A 25,409-nucleotide genomic window follows, 5' to 3' on the forward strand; every position below is an offset into this window, starting at 1 on the left:
ACTTGCAGACATGAGCACCGGTTCCTTCGACCTGGCCGACGACCTGGCGCTGGCGTTGCGGCTCGCCGATCATGCCGACGCCCTCACCGTCGACCGGTTCCGCGCACTGGATCTGCGTGTCGAGACCAAACCCGACCTCACGCCCGTCACCGACGCCGACCGCTCCGTGGAGAGCGATATGCGCCGTGAACTCGCCGCGGAACGCGGCGACGATGCGATCCTCGGCGAAGAGTTCGGTGGCACAGCGATTTTCAGCGGCAGGCAGTGGGTGATCGACCCGATCGACGGGACCAAGAACTTCGTGCGCGGCGTTCCGGTGTGGGCGACGCTCATCGCGCTTCTGAACGACGGCGTGCCGGTGGCCGGCGTCGTCAGTGCACCCGCACTGCACCGGCGCTGGTGGGCCGCCCACGGGCTGGGGGCATTCGCCGCAGTCTCCGGCGAGTCGCCGCGGCGGCTCTCGGTGTCGAAGGTCGCCGAACTGGATTCGGCCAGCCTGTCGTTCTCCAGCCTCTCCGGATGGGCCAAACGCGGTCTGCGCGACCGGTTCATCGACCTCACCGACGCCGTGTGGCGGGTCCGGGGATTCGGCGACTTCCTGTCGTACTGCTTCCTCGCCGAGGGTGCGGTGGACATCGCGGCCGAACCCGAGGTGTCGCTGTGGGATCTGGCCGCGCTCGACATCCTGGTGCGGGAGGCAGGCGGAACGTTCACCAATCTCGACGGCGTAGCGGGACCCCACGGCGGCAGCGTCGTCGCTTCCAACGGTCTGCTTCACGACGTGGCGCTGTCGAGCCTGTCGACCTAGTCGACCTGCTCTGCCCTGTCGGAAGCGGCCGAATCCCTCACGCACACCCCATGTCTTGCCGCCGACACCGCGGCGGCGGGTGCATCCCGCCTGCGTCCGACGCTGCCCACTGCGGTGTGAACTACCTAACAGGTCGGCCCGACCTTACTCAGGAGTAAGATACGGTCATGGCGATCGACCCGACCAAGTGAGGCAGCTGGAATGACCGACACACTGCCGTCCAAGAACGGCACCTCAGCCCGTCCCAAGCGCTCCGGCAGGGAAAGCGCCGTCGGCCTGCAACGGCACAAGCGAACCCCGACCGACATCGGGTTGGCGCTGCTCACACCGTTCGTCGGGCAGGAGTTCCTCGACCGGCACAATCTGCGCGACCCCTTCAACCGCGGCTTGAAGTACGGCGTCAAGCAGGTGTTCTCGGCCGCCGGCGCCTCCACGCGGCAGTTCAAGCGGATCCAGGGCCTCGGCAAGCAGCCCACCCGCCTGAAAACCGCCCCGAAAGGGTCGGACTACTTCGACCTGACCCCCGACGACGATCAGAAGATGATCGTCGAGACGGTCAAGGAATTCGCCGAAGAAGTACTGCGGCCCGCGGCCCACGACGCTGACGCGGCGGCCGGATACCCGCCGGATCTGATCGTCAAGGCCGCTGAACTCGGCATCACGGCGGTCAGCATCCCCGAGGACTTCGAGGGCATCGCCGAACACCGCTCGACGATCACCAACGCGCTCGTGGCCGAGGCGCTCGCGTACGGCGACATGGGCCTGGCGCTGCCGATTCTGGCTCCTGCCGGGGTGGCGGCTGCGCTCACCCATTGGGGCAGCGCCGACCAGCAGGCCACCTATCTGCGCGACTTCTCCGGCGACAACGTCCCGCAGGCATGCGTGGTGATCGCCGAACCACGCCCGCTGTTCGACCCGACCGCGCTGAAGACCACGGCCGTCCGCACCCCGGGTGGCTACCGGCTGACCGGGACGAAGTCGCTGGTTCCGGCCGCCGCCGACGCCGAGGTGTTCATCATCGCCGCACAGCTGGACGGCAAGCCGGCGATGTTCATCGTCGAGTCCGCATCCGAGGGGCTCAGCGTCACGCCCGACCCCAGCATGGGAGTGCGGGCGGCGGCCCTCGGCCGCGTCGAGCTCGACAACGTGGCGGTTCCGCTGGGCAACCGACTCGGCGAGGACGAGGCCACTGATGACGACTACCGCGAGGCCATCGCCCTATCGCGGCTCGGCTGGGCCGCGCTGGCAGTCGGGACGTCGCACGCGGTGCTCGACTACGTGGTCCCCTACGTGAAGGAACGTGAGGCGTTCGGCGAGCCGATCGCACACCGCCAGGCCGTGGCCTTCATGTGCGCGAACATCGCCATCGAACTCGACGGATTGCGCCTCATCACCTGGCGCGGCGCCTCGCGCGCCGAGCAGGGCCTGCCGTTCATCAGGGAAGCCGCGCTCGCGAAGCGGCTCGGTACGGACAAGAGCATGCAGATCGGCCTCGACGGCGTCCAGCTGCTCGGCGGCCACGGATACACCAAGGAACACCCTGTCGAACGCTGGTATCGCGATCTGCGCGTGATCGGTGTCGCCGAGGGCGTCGTCGTCCTCTAGGTCGTCCTCTGAGTCAGAAACGGATCCTGTCATGGCAATCAACCTGGAACTGCCGAAGAAGCTGCACGCGGTCATCGAGAAGGCCCATCAGGGCGCCGCGGAGATGCTGCGCCCGATCTCGCGCAAGTACGACCTGAGAGAGCACGACTATCCGGTCGAACTCGACAGCCTGGCCACCCTCTTCGAGGGCATCTCCGAGGCGAACACCATCTCGTTCGCCGGCGCGGAGGCGTTTCGCGATACCGAGGGCGGCCCCAAGGGAAATGTCAACGGCGGCAACATGAGTGCGGTCCTCAACGTCACCGAGATCAGCTGGGGCGACGTCGGTCTGATGCTGTCGGTGCCCCGCCAGGGCCTGGGCAACGCCGCGATCTCCGGCGTCGCGACCGACGAACAACTCGAGCGGCTCGGCAAAGGGGTGTGGGCCGCCATGGCCATCACCGAGCCGGGGTTCGGCTCGGACTCGGCGGCGGTGTCGACGACGGCGCGACTCGACGGCGACGAGTACGTCATCAACGGTGAGAAGATCTTCGTCACGGCCGGCTCACGCGCCAGCCACATCGTCGTCTGGGCCACACTGGACAAGTCGTTGGGCCGTGCGGCGATCAAATCGTTCATCGTCCCGCGCGACCATCCCGGCGTGACGGTGGAGCGCCTCGAGGACAAGCTCGGCATCAAGGCGTCCGACACCGCGGTGATCCGCTTCGACAACGCCCGCATCCCGAAGGACAACCTCCTCGGCGACCCGGAGATCCACGTCGAGAAGGGTTTCGCGGGGGTCATGGAGACCTTCGACAACACCCGGCCCGTGGTGGCCGGCATGGCCGTCGGGATCGGGCGCGCCGCGCTCGAGGAATTCCGCAAGATCCTGATCGACGCGGGCGTCGAGATCTCCTACGACAAACCCGCCTACGCCCAGAGCGCGGCAGCGGCGGAATTCCTTCGGATGGAAGCCGACTGGGAGGCGGGCTACCTGTTGACAGTGCGGTCGGCGTGGCAGGCCGACAATGCCATTCCCAACTCCAAGGAAGCCTCGATGGCCAAGGCCAAAGCCGCGCGGGTGGGCAGCGACATCACCTTGAAGGTGGTCGAAATGGCAGGCACCGTCGGGTATTCCGAGGAGACGCTGCTGGAGAAGTGGGCGCGCGACAGCAAGATCCTCGACATCTTCGAGGGCACCCAGCAGATCCAGCAGCTCGTCGTGGCCCGACGCCTGCTGGGCCTGACCTCCGCACAACTGAAATAGCCGTTCACATGTCGAGCAGCTGCTGACCGACGTATCCCCCTTCGGCCGCGCCAGGCGGTATCGCGAACACCGCCGACCCCACCGGTGTGAGCCACGCATTGAGCGCGTCGGCGTCGGACAACCGCTGCTGCACCGGCACGAACTGGCGGGCCGGATCACGCTGGTAGGCAAGGAACAGCAGTCCGCTGTCGGAGATCTCACCTGCGGGCGGGGTGTCGTCGTAGTTGTAGGGCCGACGCAGGAACTGTTCGCCGTCGGTCCGATGCCGCGCCAATGCGATGTGGGAGTTCTCGGGGATGACGGGAATGCCGTTGACGGCAGCGGTGAAGTCGGGTTCGTCCGTCTCCCCCGAACCGGTCAGTGGCGCCCCGTTGTCGAGTCTGCGGCCGACGAACAACTCCTTGGAATCCCGGTCCACCTCGTCCCAGGCGTCCATCTCGGCGCGAATCCGCCGCAGGACCAGGACGGTGCCGCCGGCGAACCAGGGTTGGTCCGCGCCCGAATCCCACACGTACTTGTTCAGCGCCGCATCGTCATTCAGGTTGGCCGTGCCGTCGACCTGCCCCATGACATTGCGCATCGACGGGCCCGCCGTCGACGCGCTCGCCGGGTTGCGGTAGCCGCGCTGGATCCACCGGATCGTCGTCATCGAGCGCACGTTCTTCGTCAGCACCCGACACGCGTGGCTGAGGGTGAGCAGGTTGTCTGCGCACAGCTGCAACAACAATTGCCCACCACACCAACGGTTTTCGAGGCGATCCACGGCGAAGAGTGGAAGCGCTCGCAGCGCGGCGGGCCGTTGCGCGGTCAGCCCGACAGCGTCGAACAACTCCGGACCGTAGCCGACGGTGACCGTGAGCCGCGCCGGGTCGGCGGCGAGTTCGGGTTCGGTGTCGGCCAGGGCCGGTATGCCGTGGGTCAGTCGCGCCGCATCCTCGCTCCACAACTTCATCACCGACCGCAGGGTGGCGCGGTCGGCGCGGTCCGGGCGCAGATTCAGCGCGACGAGCGTGGTGTAAGCCTGCGGCCGGGTGGCGACGCCGGCCTGGTGCACCCCGTGGAAGCGCTCGGTGGCGACCACCGGTTCGTCGGCGCCGCGGGTGCCTGCCGTCGCGGTCAACCCTATCCCGGCGATCCCCGCCGCCGCGGCCCCCGCGCCGAACAGCGTGCGCCGGTTGAACCGCTCACCCATGCTCGCCGCCTTCGTAATGTTCGTCGGCGCCGGGGAATTCGCGTACCTGCGCGGTGATCGGCAGTGTCGATCCGTCCGCGAATTTCGCGGTGATCTCGATGTCCGAACCGGGCATCAACGGCGCCGTCAGGTCCATCAACATCAGGTGGTCGCCGCCGGGCGCCAATTGTGTGTCGGAGTGCGCGGGTAGCACGATCCCGCCGTCCTTCGGCCGCATCGTCTGGGCGCCGCCGTCGCGGACCACTTCGTGCAACTCGATGCGCGCAGCCGCCCGGGTGGCCGCCGAGCTGATGCGCACCTCCCGGTCCGCGTCGTTGGTCAGCTGCGCGAAGGCGGCGGTCATACCGTCGTCGGCGGCTTTGACCCACGCATCCTCGACCCGCACTGCCGCGGCGTCGGTGGCGGGTTGAGTACTGCCCGAGCATCCGGCGAGGAGAACTCCGGCGAGCAGCGCGCACAGGGCCGTCCTCATCGGGCACCACCGAATCCGTTGCGACGCTGCGCAACTCCGACGGCGGCGTCGACGAGCACGAACCCGAGCAGGCTGACGCCGAGCAGCGGGACGAACCATCCGGTCACCGCTGCGGCCACCACCACCCCGGCAACCGCCAGCGGTGGAAGTCCCCGCAGCGCACCACGCGCCGGTGGCCGTCCGGTACTCGTGGGCCGCCGTCGCCACCACATGAGATACCCGCGCACGATGACCGTCACCAGCGCCGCTGCCAGCGCCGCCAACGCCAGCTGATTGGCCAGGCCGAACAGCAGGCCCATGTGGAGCTGTATTCCCCAGGCGGCCAGCTTCGCGGCCAGCGGCCAGTCGGCGAACCACGACGTATCGGTCACCTGACCGGTGGCCCCGTCGACGGCGACAGCGTTGTTCGACATCACCCACGGCTCGCGGGTCTGGCTGACCGTGAACGCGTCCGTGGCGTCGGCTGGAATCGACACCTCGACTCTGCCGCCCACCCCGGCGGCCTGCGCCGAGCGCAACACCCGGTCGACCTCGTCGACCCGCGGCGCACCACCGTCCGGTGCGATGTGGCCCGGTGCGACGTGGCCCGGTGCAACATGGCCGCCGTGATGTGCATGCCCCGACGCGCCGACAGCCGTCGACACGGTGGGCGTGGTCCAGGAGAGTGCCGCCCGCAGCTGAGTGATGTTGTCACCGGCGTAGTGCGACCAGGTCAGGCCGGTGGCCGACAGGAACAGCAGACCGGCGGCGATCCACAGGCCGACGGCGCCGTGCCAGTTGAGTGTCCTTGTGCGGCCGCGCGCCGTGCGGTCGACGGTGAGCAGCCGCGCGCCGGGAACCCGGCGTCTCGCGAACCACAGGCACACACCGGCCAGCGTGATCACCCACAGCCACGAGGCCGCGAGTTCGCTGTAGAGCCGTCCGGGTTCGCCGAGGTGGAGGTTGCGGTGCAGTTGGTCGATCCAGGTGCGGACGGGCAGCGCGCTGCTGCTGCCGTAGACGGCGAGGTCACCGAGCGGCTGTGCGGTGGCGGGGTCGACGAACACCGCGCGGCGCTCGGATTCACCGAGTGACGGGTCGTCGAACAGGACACGGGTGGTGTCACCGGGTTCCGCGGCGGGCCGGACCGCGGTGACCGTCAGGTCGGGGCGCACTGCTTGCGCGGCCCGGATCTGTTCGGCGACCGGGCGCGCGTCACCGTCGGTGTCGACGTGCAGATAGTCGCGGTAGACGAACTGCTCGATCGACGGTGCGATCGCATACAGGCCGCCACTCACGGCGGCGATGAGCAGGAACGGGCCGACGAAGACGCCGGCGTAGAAGTGCAGTCGGCGCAGCAGCGCGGCGAAGGCGGGCGGGTCGGTGGTTTCTCGGGCAGGCGGGTCGAGCCGACCCTCGGGTGTGGTCGTCATGTGCGGAGTGCTTTCGTCCGAACGTGGTGGCACGAGTCGGTGTCGCGCCACGGGAACGTCAGCGCGCGTGGAAGCGCTGACGGGCGCGCCCGCAGACTGCGCAGGCGTGTGAGATGTGGTGCGGCCTCAGCCGCCGATCGACGCCACCGCAGGCGGCGCCCGCATCCCTAGCCCAGAACGAAGCAGAAGCATCTGCACGACAGCCGACGTCGTGCGGTGGCGACGCGGCGCCGACGGGCGGCCGCGGTGCACGAGGGTGAGCGTCAGCCAGCACAGGACCGTGGCGCATATCCGGTACAGATGGCCGACCAGACAGATGAGCAGACCAAGGGCGACGGCCGCCAGCGCGTGGGCGAGCATCATCGGCGCCGACCGCACCACCTCGTGCCCGCCGCCGTGGTGGCCCGCGGTGACCGCCAACACGACGTGGGTGAGCAGCTGTCCCGCCCCGACAGCGGCGACGAGCCCGACGGCGCGCGGCTGATCGGCGGCGCCCGCGAGCGCACCGACCGTCGCGCAGACCAGCGCGACGAGCACCAGGGTGGGGCCGGTGGGCACCTGCCCCCCGGCCACCGCGTGGGCGGCCATGGCGAACAGACCCGAGCACGCACCCACCAGCACGCCGCACAGGGCGCCGGCGCGGGAAGTCACCGTGCTCACGGCGCGAACACTACTAGCTGGGCGGTGTTCGCCCTGCCGGTCCTATCGGGTGACTAGCGTGGCAAGCCATGAACGATTTTCAGGCGTTGGTGGCGCGGCAGTCCGGAGACCGGATCGAGACGGCGGTCGAAACGCTGGAGGAGTCCGCACTGCCCGCCGGCGAGGTGACGGTCCGGGTGCACTACTCGAGCGTGAACTTCAAGGACGCCCTGGCCGTGACGCCCAAAGGCGGTGTGGTGCGCGACTACCCGATCGTTCCTGGCATAGACCTGGCCGGCGAGGTGGTGGCGTCGCAGTCCGACGAGTTCGCCGTCGGAGACCTGGTGCTGGCCCACGGCTACGACGTCGGCACCGGCAAGCACGGCGGTTACGCCGAGTTCGCCCGGCTCCCCGCCGATCAGGTGGTGGCGCTGGACGGGTTGAGCCCACGCGAGGGCGCCGCGATCGGCACCGCCGGGTTCACCGCCGCGATGAGCGTGCAGGCACTCACCGAACGCGGTATCCGCCCCGACGACGGACCGATCGTCGTGACCGGGGCCAGCGGGGGCGTCGGATCGGTCAGCGTCGACCTGTTGTCCGCCCTGGGGTACCAGGTCGTGGCCTCCACCGGGAAGCCGCAGCTGACCGACCTGCTGCGCAGTCTGGGCGCCGCCGAGGTGATCGGCCGTCTCCCGGAGGATCCGGACGCCAAGCCCCGCCCTCTCGGCAAGACGCGGTGGGCCGGCGCCGTGGACTGCGTGGGCGGTGCCACTCTCGCCGACGTGCTGAGCACGCTCGCCTACGGCGGCGCGGTGGCGGCCAGCGGGCTGACCGGTGGACCCGGGCTCAACACGACGGTGCTGCCCTTCATCCTGCGCGGCGCGGCCCTACTCGGCATCGACTCGGTCCAGCTGCCGATCGGACCCCGGCGCGAGCTGTGGGCGAAAATCGCAGGTCCCCTCAAACCACCGCACCTCGCCGACTTCTCCCACGACGTCGACGTCAAGGACGTGGTGGAGGTGATCGACGAGGTGCGTGCCGGCCGGTACTCCGGCCGCGCGGTCGTACGGGTGGCCGGCGGCTTCTGACCGCCGGCCCCTCACCAGCTCAGCCGAGCAGCACCCGCTGCAGGTCGGGCTTCATCTGCTGCAGCTGCTGACCCCAGTACTGCCAGGTGTGCGTGCCACCGGCCGGGAAATTGAACACCCCGTTCTGTCCGCCGGCCGCGATGTACCGCTCCTGGAACGTGATGTTGGTACGCAGCGTCAGGCTCTCCAGGAACTCCTGGGGCAGACCGGCGCCGCCCAGCTCACCGGGCTTGCCGCTACCGCAGTACACCCAGATGCGGGTGCCGTTGGCGACGAGCTTGTCGATGTTGACCATCGGATCGTTGCGCAACCACGCCTCGCTGCCGCCCGGACCCCACATCGGCTCACTCTTGTAGCCACCGGCGTCACTCATCGCCAGGTTCACCAGGAACGGCCACCAGCCCTCGGAGAGGTTCAGGAAGCCCGACAGCGACGCCGCGTAGCTGAACTGCTGCGGGTGGTAGATCGAGAGCACCAGCGACGCCGACCCGGCCATCGACAGACCGACCGCCGCGCTGCCCGTCGGCTTGACGTCCCGGTTGGCCGCCAGCCAGTTCGGCAACTCCGAGGTCAGGAACGTCTCCCACTTGTAGGTCTGGCAGCCGGCCTTACCGCACGCCGGCTGATACCAGTCGGTGTAGAAACTGGACTGCCCGCCGACCGGCATCACCACCGACAGACCGGAGTCGAGATACCACTCGAAGGCCTGGGTCTCGATGTCCCAGCCGTTGAAGTCGTCCCTGGCACGCAACCCGTCGAGCATGTAGACCGCAGGAGATCCGGGGCCGCCACCCTGGAACTGGACCTTGATGTCGCGTCCCATCGACGGTGAGGGGACCAAGAGGTACTCAACCGGCAACCCGGGTCGCGAGAACGCTCCCGCGAGTGCCGAACCACCGGTGAGGCCGATCACCCCGGGCAGCATCGCCGCCACGACGGCGGCCACCGCGAATCGGCGTGCCCAATGGCCTCGAATCTTGTCAACGATCGTCATAAAGCAATCCATCCATCTTCCGGGTACCGCGTATAACGCTCCATCCAGCGGACACAGTCGCCATTGGCACCGCAGCATTTCTGCACTGCGTTGTCCGCGCCCGCTCAGCTGACCAGTGCGGCAGAGAGTGGACCGAGAGAATTCAGTTGTTGCGCACTGAGTAAAACATGGGCCTTGAGCCCAGAAAACCCCATAAATGCGCAGGCAGGGCCGCCGCCGCGGAAAACCTCAGGTGAAGCACCGTTCCGAAGACTTTCAGCGGAAGCCGTGTCGCCTGCGTAAACGGCGTGATTCGTCCGGCTCCCGCTCGCGATCGGCGCGCGGATCCCGCCCTCCGCCGTGATGTGATCGTCATCGACCCCGCCGCCCAGGAGGATCCCATGCCCGGTCTACGCGACACCGTCACCCATACCTTTCAGAAACGCATCGCCAACCCGGTGATGCGCCGGTTGCCGTTCCAGACCCTGCTGGAGACCACCGGCCGAAAATCCGGTCTACCGCGGCGGACACCTCTGGGCGGCAAGCAAATCGGCGATCACTTCTGGTTCGTCTCGGAGTTCGGTGAGCGGTCGCAGTACGTCCGCAACATCGCCGCCGATCCCCATGTGCGGGTGCGGCTGCGCGGGCGGTGGCACACGGGTGTGGCACACCTGCTACCCGAGGACGATCCGCACGCCCGGTTGCGAGAACTCCCTCAGCTCAACAGCTTCGGCGTCCGCACTTTCGGCACGGACCTGCTCACGGTGCGGGTGGACCTGACCGACTGAGTTGCGCCAGAGTGGCCAGGTGACCCAGGGAATTGTCGAGATGGTCTCGCCCGAAGGGTGGGAAAGCAATGTCCTCCCGCAGGTACGCCGGCACCGCCGACCAGTCGTAGGTCAGCGTGACCTCGGTGCGGGACGAGCCGCGCGGAGTCAGGTCGTAACGCCAGATCCAGCCGCCGAATTCGATCTCTTCGCCGTTGTCCTGACCCGGCTCCCAGGCGATGACGTGGGGCGGGTCGAACGCCACCACCTTGTTCGCCATCTCGTAGTGGCCGTCGGGAAGGTTGTCGTGGTACATCGCGATTCGGAAGATCTGCCCCCGGGCGGTCAGCATGGCGCCGTCGAGCGATTCGCGTACCCACCCCGTGCCGTCGATCGCGGCGTGGGAAGCCGGGTCGGCGAGCACAGCGAAGACGGCGTCCGCCGGTGCGTCGACGGTCGTTTTCGCGGTCATCACGTCGTTCTGCATTCAGGCACTCCTCTTTCGTGGTCTCGTTCAGAGGCAGACCGCACCGCTGCTGAGAAGTCATCGCCGACCCTTGTGCCGGCCCGAAGATAAAAGTAACGTCAGTTTTAGTTTGGCTCCGCTGGTCCACCGCATGTCATTGGAGACTCCGATGGAATCGTTCGTTCACCTGCGCAAAGGCAAAACGCCGCGGCGGCCGCACGCCGATCTCGACGGCCAGAAGGACGACGAACTCGGTCGCGGAGGGTTCACCGGACGCACCGCGAACATGTACCGGCGCAACGACCCCACCGCTTTTCGCACCGTCGGACCGCTGCGCCCCCTCGACGTCCTCGGCGATCAACTCAAACCCGGTGACGCCACGGACGCGAACGGCGCGCCGCTGCTGATGTTCTCGAATGCCGACTGTCAGGTGCTGCTGTCCCGGCGCACCGAGGAGATGCCCTACTTCGCCCGCTATGTCGACGGCGATCTACTGTCGTTCGTGCACACCGGTTCCGGGCTGTTCGAGACGGAGTTCGGACCGCTGCGTTACCGCGCGGGCGATTGGGTGTACATACCGAAGGCCTGCACCTTCCGGCAGATCCCTGACACCGAGTCCACGCTGCTGATGATCCAGTCCACCGAAGAGTTCCGCGTCCCGCCGCCCGGCCCGCTCGGCAGGCACTTCCCCTTCGACCCGACCCAGGCCGCGATCCCCGATCCGTTGCCCATCGATGACGGCACCGGCCCGCAGGTCGACGGCGAGTACGAGGTCAGGCTGTTCCATGAGGGTGGGCCGACATCGCTGTTCTACCAACATCATCCGCTCGACGTCGAAGGATGGCGCGGGGACAACTTCGCGTTCACCTTCAACATCAGCGACTACCACGTCATCACCTCCGACAGCGTGCATCTGCCGGCCACCGCGCATCTGTTCATGCAGGCCACCGGGGTGTACGTGATGAACTTCCTACCGAAACCGGCCGAAGGCGTACCCGGCACCGAACGCACCCCCTGGTATCACCGCAATGTCGACTACGACGAGATCGCGTTCTTCCACGGCGGCACGCTGTACGGCATTCCGATGCCGCCCGGGCTGATCTCCCACGCACCACAGGGGGTGCACCACGGCGCGCCGGAGAAGGCGCGAGAACGCGCCCGCCGCAAGTTCGACGAATTCACCCGGGTCGACTGGCAGGTCATCGCCGTCGACACCCGCAGACGGCTGATCCCCTCACCGGAAGTGCTCGCCAACGATCTGGGGCAGCATTCGTGACGACCGCCGTACGCCACGAATACGACCGCATCCCCTATCTCGTTGCCTACCAGAACACTTCAGGAGTGCGTGACGTTTACGGCGGCGTGGCCGAACTGGTCGTGCTGGAGAGCCACCTGCTGCGGCCGCGCGACAGACCCAGTGACACCGTGCTGATGTTCATGCACCCGATCGGCGGCGGGGCCTACCTGCCGATGATGAACGCGCTGGCCAAGGCCGGCCACCATGTCATCTACTGCAACAGCCGATTCCGCGGCACCGATTCGGCGCTGCTGATGGAGAAGGTCGTCGAGGACCTCGGCGAGGCGATCAAGGACGCCAAGAACCGGCTGGGCTACGAGAAGGTGGTCCTCGCCGGTTGGAGCGGCGGTGGGTCGCTGTCGGTGTTCTACCAGCAGCAAGCTCAGCACCCGACCGTGACCGCGAGCCCGTCCGGCGACGGGCCCGATCTGACGACGCTGGGTTTGATCCCCGCCGACGGGATGATGCTGCTGGCCGCGCACATCAGCCGCCACGGCACGCTGACCGAATGGCTCGACGCCTCGATCCTCGACGAGTCCGATCCCAGCGACCGCGACCCCGAACTCGACCTGTACAACCCGGACAACCCCCACCAACCGCCGTACACCGCCGAATTCCTCGAGCGATACCGGGCCGCCCAGATCGCGAGGAATCGGCGAATCACCGCGTGGGTCAAGGACAAACTGGCCGAACTGAGAACCAGCGGACTGCCCGGGGCGGATGTTGCAGAGTTCGCGTTCGTCGTGCACGGCACCATGGCCGATCCCCGTTGGCTGGACCCGACCGTCGACCCCAACGACCGGGCGCCGGGCACCTGCTACCTCGGCGACCCGCGGGTGGTGAACATGAGCCCGGTGGGGTTGGCCCGGTTCTGCACGTTGCGCAGTTGGCTGTCTCAGTGGAGCTACGACGACGCCAACGGCGACGCGGTCAAGGCAGGCGCCGACGTCGCGGTGCCCGCGCTGGTGATCGGCAACCTCGCCGACGACGCGTGCACGCCCAGCCACACGCGCCGACTCTTCGAGGCGATCGGCCACCCCGACAAGGAGATGCACGAGATCGCAGGGGCCAACCACTACTACTCCGGACCCGGCCAACGTGAGACGCTGCGGGAAGCGGTCGGGATCTGCACCGAGTGGCTGCACCGGCACGGGTTCTCGACTCCGGAGGGCAGGAGCGAAGCGACCCGGGATTCGACGGAGGGTGTATGACAGGCGCGCTGGACGGTATCCGGGTCATCGAGATCGGCACGCTGATCTCCGGTCCCTTCGCTGGACGGTTGCTCGGCGACATGGGGGCCGAGGTGCTCAAGATCGAGCCGCCCGGAGTCCCCGATCCGCTGCGCACCTGGGGGCAGGCCGAACTCGACGGCCACCGTTTCTTCTGGACCGTGCACGCCCGCAACAAGAAAGCGATCACGCTGGATCTGCGCACCGAGCGCGGCCGGGACATCTTCCTCGACCTCGTCGAGCAGACCGACGTCATCGTCGAGAACTTCCGGCCCGGCACGCTCGAGCGCTGGAATCTCGGCTACGACGTCCTGCACGCGCGGAACAAGGGCATCATCCTGGTGCGCGTGTCGGGGTACGGCCAGACCGGGCCCGACGCGCACCGCGCCGGGTACGCATCCGTCGCCGAAGCCGCCAGCGGCCTGCGTCACCTCAACGGCTTCCCGGGCGGTCCCCCGCCGCGCCTGGCGCTGTCGCTCGGCGACACCCTGGCCGGGATGTTCGCCACACAGGGTGCGCTCGCGGCGCTGTACCGGCGCACCGTCACAGGTGAGGGCCAGGTGGTCGACACCGCGCTCACCGAATCCTGCCTGGCCGTACAGGAATCCACGATCCCCGACTATGACGTGGGCGGTGTCGTGCGGGGCCCGTCGGGCACCCGGCTCGAAGGCATCGCCCCGTCCAACATCTACCGCACCGCCGACGACAGCTGGGTGGTCATCGCCGCCAACCAGGACACCGTCTTCCGCCGGTTGTGCGCCGCGATGGGACAACCCGAACTGGTGATCGACGACCGGTTCGCCGATCACCGTGCGCGCGGCCGCAATCAGGACGAACTGGACAAGATCATCGGGGACTGGGCGGCCGGGCGTCAGCCCGGCGACATCATCGAGACACTGTCAGCGGCCGGGGTCATCGCGGGCCCGATCAACACCGTCGCCGACGTCGTCGACGATCCCCAGCTGCGGGCGCGGGGCATGATCGCCGAGCACTGGGACGAACGCGTCGAACGCACGGTCATGGGGCCCGGCATCGTGCCGGTGCTCTCGGAATCGCCGGGCAGCATCCGCAACGCGGGTCCGGCGTACCCGGGTCAGCACAACGACGAGGTGTACGCCGGGATTCTCGGCAAGACCGCCGACGAGCTGGCCGAGCTGCGCGCCGAGGGGGTGCTGTGAGCGAACTGCCCGCCAAGGTCGACATCCGCGAGGTCTCGCTGCGCGACGGCCTCCAGATCGAACAGCCCATCCCTCTGTCGGCGAAGCTCGAATTGCTCGAAGCCGTCGTGGCGACCGGCGTCCGTGAGGTGGAGGCGACCGCATTCGTCTCCCCGTCGAAAGTGCCTGCGCTGGCCGACGCCGCCGAACTGGCCGCGGAGCTGGCCCGGTTCGACGGCGTCGAGTTCTCGGCATTGGTGGCCAGCCCCAACGGCGCCAAGCGCGCCATCGCGGCCGGGCTGCGCTCGATCGAGTACGTGGTGTCGGCCGCCGACGGACACAGCCGGGCCAACGTCGGGCGGTCCTCCGCGGAGGCCGCCGCACAGATCCCCGACATCGCGGCCATCGCCCACGACAGCGGCGCCACCGTCGAAGTGATCATCGCAACCGCATGGGACTGCCCGTTCGACGGCCCGACACCGCCGGACCGCGTACTCGGGATCGTCGATGCCGCAGTGGGTTTCGGTGTCGACCGGGTCGCGATCGCCGACACCATCGGCACCGCGACTCCCCGACGGGTCGGCGATCTCGTCGCGCTGGTGCGCCCCCGCATCGACGGCGTGCCGCTCGGCGCCCACTTCCACAACACCCGCGGCGCGGGCCTGGCCAGCGCCTATGCGGCGGTGCAGAGCGGGGTCACACGGCTGGACGCGTCGGTGGGCGGGCTGGGCGGCTGTCCCTTCGCGCCGGGCGCCAGCGGCAACATCGCCACCGAGGATCTCGTCTACCTGCTGCGCGACAGCGGGATCGACAGCGATGTCGACCTGCAGGCCGCGATCGGGGCCGCCCACGTCGCCCGCCGGGTCGTCGGCCACGACCTGCCCAGTGCGCTGCTGCGCGCCGGGGACCGGATCATCGGCTGAGCGCGGTATGGCCCCGGAGTCGTCGACGCTGAGCAGCAAGGGCCGCCAGACCCGCGATGCCATCGAGCAAGCGGCCCGAAAGCTGTTCGCCGAACGCGGCTTCCACGGGACCACGCTGGCCGACATCACCTCGGCGGCCGGACGATCGCCCGCGGTGTTCTACCGCTACTTCGACGACAAAGAGGATCTGCTGGCCGCGCTGGCGCAGTCATTCCTGCACGACGTCGTCGCCCCATCGGGATCCGGTGTGCCCCTGCCGGCTTCGCCCGACGACGGCGAGTTCTTCACCACGGTGGTCACCGGTTACTGGAACATCTTCAAGCAGAACATCGGCATCATGATCGCGGTCGCCCAGCTCGCGGCCGCCCAACAGCGCTTCGCCGACCTGCAGCACGAGTTCCGGCGGTTCGGCATGGACGTCATCGCTGCATCGATCCTTCACGCGCAGGAGCAGGGTTACGGCGCCGACCTCAACGCGGAGTACACGGCGGCGGCGATCGCGCTGCTCTTCGAGAACTTCACCGTCGTCATGGTCGGCAACTCGGGTCTCGGACTGCAGATGAGCGACGCCGACGCGATCGCCACGCTGTCGACCATCTGGAAGAAGACGCTGTACGGCTTCTGACCGGACGACTCAAAGGAGAGTTCTCGTGGATTTCACCCTTCCGGACCACCTGCCCGGTGTGCTCGAGGAGATCGACGCGTTCATCGAGGCGGAGATCAAACCGCTCGAACGTGAGCACATGCAGTATTTCGACCGCCACCGCGAGTACGCCCGCACCGACTGGGAGAACGGCGGTATCCCGCAGCGCGCGTGGGAAGATCTGCTCGACGAGATGCGCAGGCGCGCCGATGCAGCCGGCTGGCTACGGTACGGGTTGCCGGCGCAGTTCGGTGGCCGCGACGGCTCCAACATCGACATGGCCGTCATCCGGGAGCACCTGGCGCGCAAGGGACTCGGCCTGCACAACGACCTGCAGGACGAGTCGTCGATCGTCGGCAACTTCCCGCAGGTGATCATGATGGACCGGTTCGGCACCGAAGCGCAGAAGACCGAATGGATCGAGGCCATGCTCACCGGCGAGCGGTCGATGGCCTTCGGGCTCACCGAACCCGACCACGGTTCGGACGCGACGTGGCTGGAGACCCGCGCCGAACGCGACGGTGACGGCTGGGTCATCAACGGCACGAAGCGGTGGAACACCGGCGTGCACCGCGCCACCCACGACCTGATCTTCGCCCGCACCTCCGGCGACCAGGGGCAGGCCCGCGGCATCACCGCATTCGTGGTGCCCACCGACACACCGGGTTTCGAGGTGCCGTACTACTGGTGGACGTTCAACATGCCCACCGACCACGGCGAGGTGGTGCTCACCGACGTCCGGGTGCCCGACGACGCCATCCTCGGCGAGGTCGACCGCGGCCTCGAGGTGGGCCAGACCTTCCTGCACGAGAACAGGATCCGGCAGGCCGCCAGCAGCCTGGGCGCCGCGCAGTACTGCATCGACCGCGCGGTCGGCTACGCCGGACAGCGCATGGTGTTCGGGAAGCCGTTGGCGGTCAACCAGGCCGTGCAGTGGCCGCTGGTCGAGCTGCAGACCGAGGCGCAGATGGTGCGCCTGCTGGTCTACTACGCCGCCACCGAGCTGGACCGCAGCCACCACATGGAGGTCTCCGACAAGGTGTCGATGGCGAACTACCGCGCCAACCGCCTGGTGTGCGAGGCCGCCGACCGGGCGATGCAGGTGCACGGCGGCGTCGGCTACAGCCGCCACGAACCGTTCGAACACATCTACCGCCACCACCGGCGCTACCGCATCACCGAGGGAGCCGAGGAGATCCAGATCCGCCGGGTCGCGCAACGGCTGTTCGGATTCGGCCGCACGTGAAAGCAGAACTCGAGGCGGTGCTGCGTCCGCTGCTCGGTGACGTGACCGTCGAGAACCTCACCACGCTGACCGGTGGCGCGAGCCGGACGACGTGGGCTTTCGACGCCGTCACCGCCGACGCGACGAGCAAGCTGATCCTGCGCACCGGCCCGCCCGACGAGGTGCACGCCGGGATGGAACTCGAGGCGCGGGCACAACAGCGCGCGGCCGAGGCGGGCGCGCCCGTCCCCCACATCCTGACCGCCGACAACGACCCTGCGGCACTGGGCAATCCGTATCTGATCTGCGGGGCGATCGGCGGTGAGACGATCGTCCGCCGGATCTACCGCTCGCTCGACGACGCCGGACGGGCCCGGTTGCTGACCCAGTGTGCCGCAGCGCTGGCGGCTGTTCACCGCGCCGATCCGCGCGGTATCGGGCTTGCCCAAACCGACCAGCTGGCCGGGTGGCGTGAACGCCTCGACGAGATAGGCGACACCACAGCCACTTTCGAGTGGGCGTTCCGCCGGCTGGCAGCTCATCGACCGCCGCCGTCAGCGCACCGGCTGGTGCACGGCGACTTCCGCATGGGCAACCTGATCGTCGACGACAAAGGGCTCGCGGCAGTCCTCGACTGGGAGCTCGTGCACGTCGGCGAGATCTACGAGGACCTCGCGTGGTTCTGCATCAGGGCGTGGCGGTTCGGCGCCTCGGGGGCGCTCGGTGCCGGTGGGCTGGGCAGTGTCGAGGACTTCCTCACCGCCTACGAGACGGCCAGCGGGGAGGCACTCGACCGATCGGCGTTCCGCTGGTGGCTGACGGTCGCGACGCTGCAGTGGGGGGTCATCTGCCGGTACCAGGCCGAGCGCCACCTCAGCGGCCAGACCCCGTCGGTCGAACTGGCCGCGATCGGACGGCGCGTCTGTGAGACCGAATGGGATCTGCTCGATCTGCTCGAGGGCAGCGGGCCACGATGACCGGGCCTCCGTGGCTGTACGGCAGGCCGACCGCGGCCGAACTCGTCGCGGCGGTCGCCGACTTCCTCGACAACGAGGTGCGCGCCGCCACGGACGGAAGTGTGAGCTTCCACGCCCGGGTGGCCGCGAATGTGCTGCGCACCGTCGAACGCGAACTCACCGACGCGTCCGCCGCCGAGGCGGTCGGTGCGCTGACCGAACTCGGGTTCCCCGACGAGGCACACCTGGCGGCGGCCATCCGCGCCGGTGAGCTCGACGCCCGCGAACCCGAGGTGCTGACGACGCTGCGCGCCGTGGTCCGCCACCGGCTGGCAGTGGCACATCCGGGCTACGACCGGGCCGACTGAGCACGCGATGCGGTCAGGTCCGCCGCACCCGCGCCAACCAGGCCGGCTCCTCGACACGGGCACCGACGGGCAGTCCGAGCGCGTCGGCGTGCGCCGGACCGACCACCCCGCGGTAGGTCGTCGTCTCGAGCGCCTCGATCCGCCAGCCGTCGGTGAACGCGGTGCGGACGTCGACCTCGCTGACCTGCGGTCCGAAGCCCCGCCCGGCGTCGGAGAGCGCCAGCACGTGCACGAGCGCACCGGGACGGCACACCGAGCGCAGGCTGTCCACGTAGCGCACGCGGTCGGTGTCGTCGAAGACGTGGAAGAGCGCACTGTCGATGACGGTGTCGAAACGGGGGCCGCCACCCAGGCGCGTGGCGTCTGCCACCTCGAATCGGGCCGCGACCCCGCGTCCGGCCGCGTTGTGTCCGGCCAGGTCGACGGCCCGGGCGGAGAAGTCGATGCCCAGTACGTCGTAGCCCAGGTCGGTGAGCAGGATCGTGTGCTCGCCGGCGCCGCACCCGGCGTCGAGAACCGCACCGCTGATGGCGCCGCGACGCTCGAGTTCGACGATCGCGGGTTGCGGTTCGCCGATCACCCAGGGTGCGGCACCACCGGCATAGGCATCGTCGAACAGGGATTTCGAGGGTGTTGTCTCAGGCATGTCCGCATTGTCGTACCTGAACGGCGCTTCAGGTCAACGGAAGGGACCCACGATGGCTGACATACCGGCTGACGTCCTCGACGAGGTGGCCGACCGACTCTTCGCCGCCATCGAGCGCAGCGACACCGCCGCCGTCGAGGCGCTGTGGGCCGAGAACGTGCTGGTGTGGCACTCCGGTGACCGGCGCGACAACGACCGCGCCCGGGCGCTTCGGGTGATCTTCTGGTTCATCGGCCACACCGCCGACCGCCGCTACGAGATCCTGGACCGGCGCCGGTTCGGAGACGGATTCGTCCAGCAGCACATCCTGCACGCCACCGGCACCAACGGGGGTTCGATCGCGATGCGGGTGTGCATCGTGATCGTCGTGGGTGCTGACGGTCTGATCACCCGGATCGACGAATACTTCGACCCGGCGGAGATGGCTCCGTTGCTCGGCGACACGCCCGAGTCGGGCAGCGCGGCAGACAAATTCCCCGAGTAGGTCGCCGACACGGGCACAGCCGTTAGCATCGGCCCATGGCAGCACCGCCCCGATCGCTGCGGATCCTGGTCTACAGCGACAACCCGCAGACGCGGGAGGCAGTGCAATTGGCGCTGGGCAGGCGGGTTCACCCCGAGTTGCCCGAGTTGAGCTACCTCGACGTGGCTACCGCGCCGATGGTGATCAAACAGCTCGACGCAGGCGGTTTCGACCTGGCCATCCTGGACGGCGAAGCCACCCCGGCGGGCGGTATCGGTCTGGCCAAGCAGATCAAGGACGAGATTGCCGATTCTCCGCCGATCCTGGTGCTGACCGGCCGGGCGGACGACGCCTGGCTGGCCTCCTGGTCGCGCGCGGAAGCGGCCGTACCGCACCCGATCGACCCCATCCGCCTCGGTGACGCGGTCGTATCGTTGCTGCGGCTGTCCGTGCAGTAGCGAACCACCCAAACCCGCTGTGGCCCTGCGTGGTTCACGCATGACCGCCCGCGCCGGCGCCATACGCCGCGATAGTGACCGATACTAACCAAAGCTGTGGCGCAGATCGCAAACATCGCTAGGCTGTGGGTTAGCTCACATCGACAGCCCGAGGGAGCGTTTGGCCGGTATGGACCTCTACACGCCGATCCTGGTGCTCGGCGCCATTGCGGCGGTGTTCGCAGTGGTGTCGGTGGTGATCGCCGGGGTGATCGGTCCGACGCGCTACAACCGGGCAAAACTCGAGGCCTACGAGTGCGGCATCGAACCGTTGGCGCCGACCGGCGCCAACGCACAGGCGACGGGCCAGCGTTTCCCGATCAAGTACTACCTCACGGCGATGTTGTTCATCGTGTTCGACATCGAGATCGTGTTCCTCTACCCGTGGGCCGTGGCATTCGACAGCCTCGGCATGTTCGCACTCGTCGAGATGCTGTTGTTCATGCTCACCGTGTTCGTGGCCTACGCGTACGTGTGGCGTCGGGGAGGGCTCAATTGGGACTAGAGGAACGGTTGCCGGGCGGCATCCTGTTGTCGACGGTCGAGAAGGTCGCGGGCTATGTGCGCAGCGGTTCGCTGTGGCCCGCCACGTTCGGCCTCGCCTGCTGCGCGATCGAGATGATGTCCACCGCCGGGCCGAGGTTCGACATCTCCCGGTTCGGGATGGAGCGCTTCTCGGCGACACCCCGGCAGGCCGATCTGATGATCGTTGCCGGCCGGGTCAGCCAGAAGATGGCACCGGTGCTGCGCCAGATCTACGACCAGATGGCCGAACCGAAATGGGTGCTGGCGATGGGAGTCTGCGCATCCTCGGGCGGCATGTTCAACAACTACGCGATCGTGCAGGGTGTCGACCACATCGTCCCGGTGGACATCTATCTGCCCGGGTGTCCCCCGCGGCCGGAGATGCTGCTCCACGCAATCATCAAGCTGCACGAGAAGATTCAGCAGATGCCGCTCGGCGTCAATCGGGACGAGGCCGTCCGGGCGGCCGAACAGGCCGCGCTGGCCGTGCCGTCCACGATCGAACTGAAGGGCCTGCTGCGGTGACGGAGGCAGACAAGGCCACCGGGAACGGCGCGGGCGACCCCGACATCATCGGTGTGCGCCGGGGGATGTTCGGCGCCAGGGACTCCGGGGACACCTCGGGGTACGGCAGGCTGATCCGGCCGGTGGCGCTGCCGGGCGGTTCACCGCGCCCCTACGGCGGCTATTTCGATGCGGTCGTCGACGCGCTGACCGACGCGCTGGGACAGGACGGCTACGAGGCGTCGATCGAACGCGTCGTCGTGTACCGCGACGAACTGACGCTCGAAATCGCCCGTGCCCAACTGCCTGCCGTCGCCGGTGCGCTGCGCGATGACGCAGCCCTGCGGTTCGAGCTGTGCCTCGGGGTCAGCGGTGTGCACTACCCAGCCGACGCCGGCCGCGAACTGCACGCGGTCTACCCGCTGATGTCCATCACCCACAACCGGCGGATCCGGCTCGAAGTGGCCGCCCCCGACGGGGATCCGCACATCCCGTCCCTGTTCGGGGTGTATCCGACCACCGACTGGCACGAGCGCGAGACCTACGACTTCTTCGGCATCATCTTCGACGGGCACCCGTCGCTCACCCGGATCGAGATGCCCGACGACTGGGTCGGGCACCCACAGCGCAAGGACTACCCGCTGGGCGGCATCCCCGTCGAGTACCACGGCGCCCGGATACCACCGCCCGACGAGCGGAGGGCCTACAACTGATGAACACTCCCCCTGACCCGCACGCCGCGGGCGGTGATGCGCGCAGCGGCACCGACACCGTCGTGGTGGTCGGCGGCGAAGACTGGGAACAGGTGATCGCCGCCGCCGAACAGGCACAGGCCGGCGAACGCATCGTCGTCAACATGGGTCCGCAGCATCCGTCGACCCACGGGGTGCTGAGGTTGATCCTCGAGATCGAGGGCGAGACGATCACCGAAGCCCGTTGCGGCATCGGCTATCTGCACACCGGGATCGAGAAGAACCTGGAGTACCGGAACTGGACGCAGGGCGTCACCTTCGTCACGCGGATGGATTACCTGTCACCGTTCTTCAACGAAACCGCCTACTGCCTCGGCGTGGAGAAACTCCTCGGGGTCACCGAGGCGATCCCGGAGCGCGTCAACGTGATCCGGGTGATGTTGATGGAACTCAACCGGATCTCATCGCATCTGGTCGCGCTGGCGACGGGCGGTATGGAACTCGGTGCGATGAGTGCGATGTTCTACGGCTTCCGGGAACGCGAAGAGATCCTGTCGGTGTTCGAGATGATCACCGGGCTGCGGATGAACCACGCCTACATCCGGCCGGGCGGCCTCGCCGCCGACCTGCCCGACGGTGCTGTGCCCCGCATCCGCGAACTGCTCGCACTGCTGCCCGGACGACTGCGCGACCTGGAGAACCTACTCAACGAGAACTACATCTGGAAGGCGCGCACGCAGGGCATCGGCTACCTCGACCTGGCCGGCTGCATGGCGCTCGGCATCACCGGCCCGGTGCTGCGCTCGACCGGTCTGCCGCACGATCTGCGCCGCGCGCAACCCTACTGCGGCTACGAGAACTACGACTTCGACGTGATCACCGACGACGGCTGCGACGCCTACGGCCGTTACCTCATCCGGGTCAAGGAGATGCGCGAATCGCTCAAGATCGTCGCGCAGTGTGTCGACCGGCTCGAACCCGGGCCGGTCATGATCGAGGACAAGAAGCTGGCGTGGCCGGCCGACCTCACATTGGGACCCGACGGTCTGGGGAACTCACCGGAGCACATCGCCCGCATCATGGGACATTCGATGGAGGGCCTGATCCACCACTTCAAGCTGGTGACAGAAGGCATCCGGGTGCCGGCGGGGCAGGTGTACACGGCGGTCGAATCGCCGCGCGGCGAGCTGGGGGTGCACATGGTCTCCGACGGCGGCACGCGCCCGTATCGCGTCCACTACCGCGACCCGTCGTTCACGAATCTGCAGGCGGTCGCGGCGATGTGTGAGGGCGGGATGGTCGCCGACGCGATCTCTGCCGTCGCCTCGATCGACCCCGTCATGGGCGGGGTGGATAGATGATCTTCCTCGAACTCGGGCAGCGACCGGAAGAACCCGGTCCGCCGATCAACGGGCCCGGATCGTATCCGGCTGACGTCACCGCACGCCTCGCCGACGACGCCGCCCGCATCATCGCGCGTTATCCGCAGGACCGGTCGGCACTGCTGCCGCTGCTGCACCTGGTGCAGTCCGAGGACGGGTGCCTCACCGCCGCGGGAATCGCGTTCTGCGCCAGCCGGCTTGGATTGAGCGGTGCCGAGGTGACGGCGGTCGCGACGTTCTACTCGATGTACCGGCGCACCCCGGCGGGTGACTACCTGGTCGGGGTCTGCACCAACACACTGTGCGCGGTCATGGGCGGCGACGAGATTCTCGACGCACTGCAGGACCATCTCGGCGTGCACGCCGGACAGACCACCGGGGACGGCCGGATCACCCTGGAGCACATCGAATGCAACGCGGCCTGCGACTACGCACCGGTGCTCATGGTGAATTGGGAGTTCTTCGACAACCAGACGCCGGAATCAGCACGTGAGCTCGTCGATGCGCTGCGCGCCGGCGACGCCGCCACACCCACTCGTGGCGCGCCGCTGTGCACGTTCCGGGAGACCGCGCGCACACTCGCCGGGCTCGTCGACCCGCGGACAGTCACCAACCCCGGCGGCACGGGTGATGCGACGCTGGCCGGGCTGCGGGTGGCGCGCGCGAACGGAATGTCCGCCCCGGATCCTGCGAGCGCCGACAGTGAAGGCACACAACCGGATCCGAGGGTCACCGAGGCGGCCGACGCCACCAGGGACGAACCCGCGCCCGCGCCCACGGAGAACGTGCCGGGCAAACCTGTCAACGGGTCGGCCCCATGACCGCCCTCACCCCGGTGCTGAGCCGGTTCTGGGACGAACCGGAGCCGTGGACCCTGGATACCTACCGCCGGCACGACGGATACCGCGCGCTGGAGCAGGCGCTGGGCATGGATCCCGACGACGTCATCGCCACCGTCAAGGATTCGGGGCTGCGCGGACGCGGTGGTGCGGGTTTCCCCACCGGCACCAAGTGGTCGTTCATACCCCAGGGCGACGACGGGCCAGGCGCCAAACCGCACTATCTGGTCGTCAACGCCGACGAGTCGGAACCCGGGACGTGCAAGGACATCCCGCTGCTGATGACCACGCCGCACTTCCTCGTGGAGGGGGCGATCATCGCCGCCTACGCGATCCGGGCCCATCACGCGTTCATCTACGTCCGCGGCGAGGTGGTGCCGGTGCTGCGGCGGCTGCAGGCCGCCGTCGCCGAAGCCTACGAGGCGGGGTATCTGGGCACCGACATCTGCGGATCAGGCTTCGATCTCGACCTGATCGTGCACGCGGGGGCCGGGGCGTACATCTGCGGTGAGGAAACCGCCCTGCTCGACTCGCTCGAAGGCCGTCGCGGCCAGCCCAGGCTGCGCCCGCCGTTCCCCGCGGTGGCCGGCCTCTACGCGTGCCCGACCGTGGTCAACAACGTCGAGTCGATCGCGAGTGTGCCGCCGATCCTGCTGGGCGGCATCGACTGGTTCCGTTCCATGGGGTCGGAAAAATCGCCTGGCTTCACGCTGTATTCGCTGTCGGGCCACGTCGTCCGCCCGGGTCAGTACGAGGCGCCGCTGGGGATCACGCTGCGCGAGCTGCTCACCTACGCCGGCGGTGTCCGGCCGGGGCACGAGCTGAAGTTCTGGACGCCGGGCGGGTCGTCGACGCCGCTGCTGACCGGTGAACACCTCGACGTGCCCCTCGATTACGAGGGGATGGCCTCGGTGGGGTCGATGCTGGGCACCAAGGCGCTGCAGATCTTCGACGAGACCACCTGCGTGGTGCGCGCCGTACGCCGCTGGACGCAGTTCTACGCCCACGAATCCTGCGGTAAATGCACGCCGTGTCGCGAAGGCACCTACTGGCTCACGCAGATCTATGCCCGCCTCGAGAGTGGCGCCGCCACCGAGGCCGACGTCGACAAGCTGCTCGACATCTCCGACACCCTTCTCGGGAAGTCGTTCTGCGCGTTGGGAGACGGTGCGGCGAGCCCGATCATCTCGTCGATCAAATTCTTCCGCGACGAGTATCTCGCGCACCTCAAAGGCGGCTGCCCGTTCGACCCGCACGCCTCGACGCTGATGGCGGGACGGGAGGTGGGGGTGTGAGCGCTCCGAACGACACCGCGCTCGCCGAGTGTGCGGTGTCATCCGCGACACGCCGCGCTATGCGTACGAAACCGCACATTCGCGGCGGACGAGAGGTGGG

Annotated in this window: 28 protein-coding genes; 21 read left to right on the plus strand and 7 right to left on the minus strand. The window is 68.3% G+C overall.

Annotated features, from left to right (window positions below):
* Positions 1–10: 10 nt before the first annotated feature.
* The 3 genes from hisN to I7X18_RS19940 all read left to right on the plus strand — a co-directional run bounded on the left by hisN (position 11) and on the right by I7X18_RS19940 (position 3,659).
* Positions 11–808, plus strand: coding sequence for a histidinol-phosphatase (gene hisN / locus I7X18_RS19930; RefSeq protein WP_193043739.1), 798 nt, complete (start codon positions 11–13; stop codon positions 806–808).
* 201 nt (positions 809–1,009) lie between these two features.
* Entirely contained in the window at positions 1,010–2,413 is a 1,404-nt protein-coding gene (locus tag I7X18_RS19935) for an acyl-CoA dehydrogenase family protein (RefSeq protein WP_193043740.1), read from the plus strand.
* Positions 2,414–2,444: 31 nt separating this feature from the next.
* On the plus strand, positions 2,445–3,659 hold the full coding sequence (locus I7X18_RS19940; protein WP_193043741.1) for an acyl-CoA dehydrogenase family protein: 1,215 nt from the start codon (positions 2,445–2,447) through the stop codon (positions 3,657–3,659).
* A gap of 4 nt (positions 3,660–3,663) precedes the next feature.
* Here the strand turns inward: I7X18_RS19940 and I7X18_RS19945 are convergent, their stop codons facing one another.
* From I7X18_RS19945 to I7X18_RS19960, 4 genes are all read right to left on the minus strand, one after another.
* Positions 3,664–4,851, minus strand: a complete 1,188-nt coding sequence (locus I7X18_RS19945; protein WP_193043742.1) for a Dyp-type peroxidase — start codon at positions 4,849–4,851, stop codon at positions 3,664–3,666.
* Positions 4,844–5,323, minus strand: a complete 480-nt coding sequence (locus tag I7X18_RS19950) for a copper chaperone PCu(A)C (RefSeq protein WP_193043743.1) — start codon at positions 5,321–5,323, stop codon at positions 4,844–4,846. The genes I7X18_RS19945 and I7X18_RS19950 overlap by 8 nt, the downstream gene beginning before the upstream one ends.
* Positions 5,320–6,735, minus strand: a complete 1,416-nt coding sequence (locus I7X18_RS19955; protein ID WP_193043744.1) for a PepSY-associated TM helix domain-containing protein — start codon at positions 6,733–6,735, stop codon at positions 5,320–5,322. Before I7X18_RS19955 ends, I7X18_RS19950 begins: the two co-directional genes overlap by 4 nt.
* Before the next feature lie 126 nt (positions 6,736–6,861).
* Positions 6,862–7,395 carry a hypothetical protein gene (locus I7X18_RS19960; protein WP_232375283.1) on the minus strand — a complete coding sequence of 178 codons (534 nt, stop codon included), beginning with the start codon at positions 7,393–7,395 and terminating at the stop codon, positions 6,862–6,864.
* A 68-nt stretch (positions 7,396–7,463) separates the two neighbouring features.
* On the opposite strand from I7X18_RS19960, the gene I7X18_RS19965 reads away from it, so the two are divergent.
* A complete protein-coding gene (locus I7X18_RS19965; RefSeq protein ID WP_193043745.1) occupies positions 7,464–8,462 on the plus strand; it encodes an acrylyl-CoA reductase family protein in 999 nt (332 codons plus the stop codon).
* A gap of 19 nt (positions 8,463–8,481) precedes the next feature.
* On the opposite strand, the gene I7X18_RS19970 is transcribed toward I7X18_RS19965, so the two are convergent.
* Complete coding sequence (locus I7X18_RS19970; RefSeq protein WP_193043746.1) at positions 8,482–9,456, minus strand: esterase family protein; 975 nt, start codon at positions 9,454–9,456, stop codon at positions 8,482–8,484.
* A 380-nt stretch (positions 9,457–9,836) separates the two neighbouring features.
* Here I7X18_RS19970 and I7X18_RS19975 point away from each other — a divergent pair, with 380 nt between their 5' ends.
* Positions 9,837–10,223 carry a nitroreductase/quinone reductase family protein gene (locus tag I7X18_RS19975; protein ID WP_193044019.1) on the plus strand — a complete coding sequence of 129 codons (387 nt, stop codon included), beginning with the start codon at positions 9,837–9,839 and terminating at the stop codon, positions 10,221–10,223.
* On the opposite strand, the gene I7X18_RS19980 is transcribed toward I7X18_RS19975, so the two are convergent.
* Complete coding sequence (locus I7X18_RS19980) at positions 10,195–10,689, minus strand: SRPBCC family protein (RefSeq protein WP_193043747.1); 495 nt, start codon at positions 10,687–10,689, stop codon at positions 10,195–10,197. The genes I7X18_RS19975 and I7X18_RS19980 overlap by 29 nt on opposite strands.
* A gap of 148 nt (positions 10,690–10,837) precedes the next feature.
* Here I7X18_RS19980 and I7X18_RS19985 point away from each other — a divergent pair, with 148 nt between their 5' ends.
* Genes I7X18_RS19985 through I7X18_RS29695 form a run of 8 tightly spaced genes read left to right on the plus strand, consistent with a single transcriptional unit; the run spans position 10,838 to position 18,466 of the window.
* Complete coding sequence (locus I7X18_RS19985; protein ID WP_193043748.1) at positions 10,838–11,944, plus strand: homogentisate 1,2-dioxygenase; 1,107 nt, start codon at positions 10,838–10,840, stop codon at positions 11,942–11,944.
* Complete coding sequence (locus tag I7X18_RS19990) at positions 11,941–13,176, plus strand: alpha/beta hydrolase (RefSeq protein ID WP_193043749.1); 1,236 nt, start codon at positions 11,941–11,943, stop codon at positions 13,174–13,176. The genes I7X18_RS19985 and I7X18_RS19990 overlap by 4 nt, the downstream gene beginning before the upstream one ends.
* A complete protein-coding gene (locus I7X18_RS19995) occupies positions 13,173–14,372 on the plus strand; it encodes a CaiB/BaiF CoA transferase family protein (RefSeq protein WP_193043750.1) in 1,200 nt (399 codons plus the stop codon). Before I7X18_RS19990 ends, I7X18_RS19995 begins: the two co-directional genes overlap by 4 nt.
* Positions 14,369–15,274 carry a hydroxymethylglutaryl-CoA lyase gene (locus I7X18_RS20000; RefSeq protein WP_193043751.1) on the plus strand — a complete coding sequence of 302 codons (906 nt, stop codon included), beginning with the start codon at positions 14,369–14,371 and terminating at the stop codon, positions 15,272–15,274. Before I7X18_RS19995 ends, I7X18_RS20000 begins: the two co-directional genes overlap by 4 nt.
* 7 nt (positions 15,275–15,281) lie before the next feature.
* Positions 15,282–15,899: a TetR/AcrR family transcriptional regulator gene (locus tag I7X18_RS20005; RefSeq protein ID WP_193043752.1), complete on the plus strand. Its 618-nt coding sequence runs from the start codon at positions 15,282–15,284 to the stop codon at positions 15,897–15,899.
* 25 nt (positions 15,900–15,924) lie between these two features.
* Complete coding sequence (locus I7X18_RS20010; protein ID WP_193043753.1) at positions 15,925–17,163, plus strand: acyl-CoA dehydrogenase family protein; 1,239 nt, start codon at positions 15,925–15,927, stop codon at positions 17,161–17,163.
* Complete coding sequence (locus I7X18_RS20015; RefSeq protein WP_232375284.1) at positions 17,160–18,119, plus strand: phosphotransferase family protein; 960 nt, start codon at positions 17,160–17,162, stop codon at positions 18,117–18,119. The genes I7X18_RS20010 and I7X18_RS20015 overlap by 4 nt, the downstream gene beginning before the upstream one ends.
* Positions 18,116–18,466, plus strand: coding sequence for a DUF6285 domain-containing protein (locus I7X18_RS29695; RefSeq protein WP_226862605.1), 351 nt, complete (start codon positions 18,116–18,118; stop codon positions 18,464–18,466). The genes I7X18_RS20015 and I7X18_RS29695 overlap by 4 nt, the downstream gene beginning before the upstream one ends.
* Before the next feature lie 13 nt (positions 18,467–18,479).
* Here the strand turns inward: I7X18_RS29695 and I7X18_RS20020 are convergent, their stop codons facing one another.
* The gene (locus I7X18_RS20020; protein WP_193043754.1) at positions 18,480–19,112 is read right to left on the minus strand and encodes a class I SAM-dependent methyltransferase; all 633 of its coding nucleotides are present in this window, start codon (positions 19,110–19,112) and stop codon (positions 18,480–18,482) included.
* Between the two features lie 52 nt (positions 19,113–19,164).
* Here I7X18_RS20020 and I7X18_RS20025 point away from each other — a divergent pair, with 52 nt between their 5' ends.
* From I7X18_RS20025 to nuoF, 8 genes are all read left to right on the plus strand, one after another.
* Positions 19,165–19,596: a nuclear transport factor 2 family protein gene (locus I7X18_RS20025; RefSeq protein WP_193043755.1), complete on the plus strand. Its 432-nt coding sequence runs from the start codon at positions 19,165–19,167 to the stop codon at positions 19,594–19,596.
* Between the two features lie 35 nt (positions 19,597–19,631).
* On the plus strand, positions 19,632–20,033 hold the full coding sequence (locus I7X18_RS20030) for an Rv3143 family two-component system response regulator (protein ID WP_193043756.1): 402 nt from the start codon (positions 19,632–19,634) through the stop codon (positions 20,031–20,033).
* A gap of 169 nt (positions 20,034–20,202) precedes the next feature.
* On the plus strand, positions 20,203–20,577 hold the full coding sequence (locus I7X18_RS20035) for an NADH-quinone oxidoreductase subunit A (protein WP_193043757.1): 375 nt from the start codon (positions 20,203–20,205) through the stop codon (positions 20,575–20,577).
* Positions 20,568–21,122, plus strand: a complete 555-nt coding sequence (locus I7X18_RS20040) for a NuoB/complex I 20 kDa subunit family protein (protein ID WP_193043758.1) — start codon at positions 20,568–20,570, stop codon at positions 21,120–21,122. Before I7X18_RS20035 ends, I7X18_RS20040 begins: the two co-directional genes overlap by 10 nt.
* Positions 21,119–21,814: an NADH-quinone oxidoreductase subunit C gene (locus I7X18_RS20045; RefSeq protein WP_193043759.1), complete on the plus strand. Its 696-nt coding sequence runs from the start codon at positions 21,119–21,121 to the stop codon at positions 21,812–21,814. Before I7X18_RS20040 ends, I7X18_RS20045 begins: the two co-directional genes overlap by 4 nt.
* Positions 21,814–23,154 carry an NADH dehydrogenase (quinone) subunit D gene (nuoD, locus tag I7X18_RS20050; RefSeq protein ID WP_193043760.1) on the plus strand — a complete coding sequence of 447 codons (1,341 nt, stop codon included), beginning with the start codon at positions 21,814–21,816 and terminating at the stop codon, positions 23,152–23,154. The genes I7X18_RS20045 and nuoD overlap by 1 nt, the downstream gene beginning before the upstream one ends.
* Positions 23,151–23,996, plus strand: coding sequence for an NADH-quinone oxidoreductase subunit NuoE (gene nuoE, locus I7X18_RS20055; RefSeq protein ID WP_193043761.1), 846 nt, complete (start codon positions 23,151–23,153; stop codon positions 23,994–23,996). The genes nuoD and nuoE overlap by 4 nt, the downstream gene beginning before the upstream one ends.
* Positions 23,993–25,309, plus strand: coding sequence for an NADH-quinone oxidoreductase subunit NuoF (gene nuoF, locus I7X18_RS20060; RefSeq protein ID WP_193043762.1), 1,317 nt, complete (start codon positions 23,993–23,995; stop codon positions 25,307–25,309). Before nuoE ends, nuoF begins: the two co-directional genes overlap by 4 nt.
* The last annotated feature ends 100 nt before the right edge of the window (positions 25,310–25,409 follow it).

Source organism: Mycolicibacterium baixiangningiae, assembly GCF_016313185.1.
Classification (GTDB): domain Bacteria; phylum Actinomycetota; class Actinomycetes; order Mycobacteriales; family Mycobacteriaceae; genus Mycobacterium; species Mycobacterium baixiangningiae.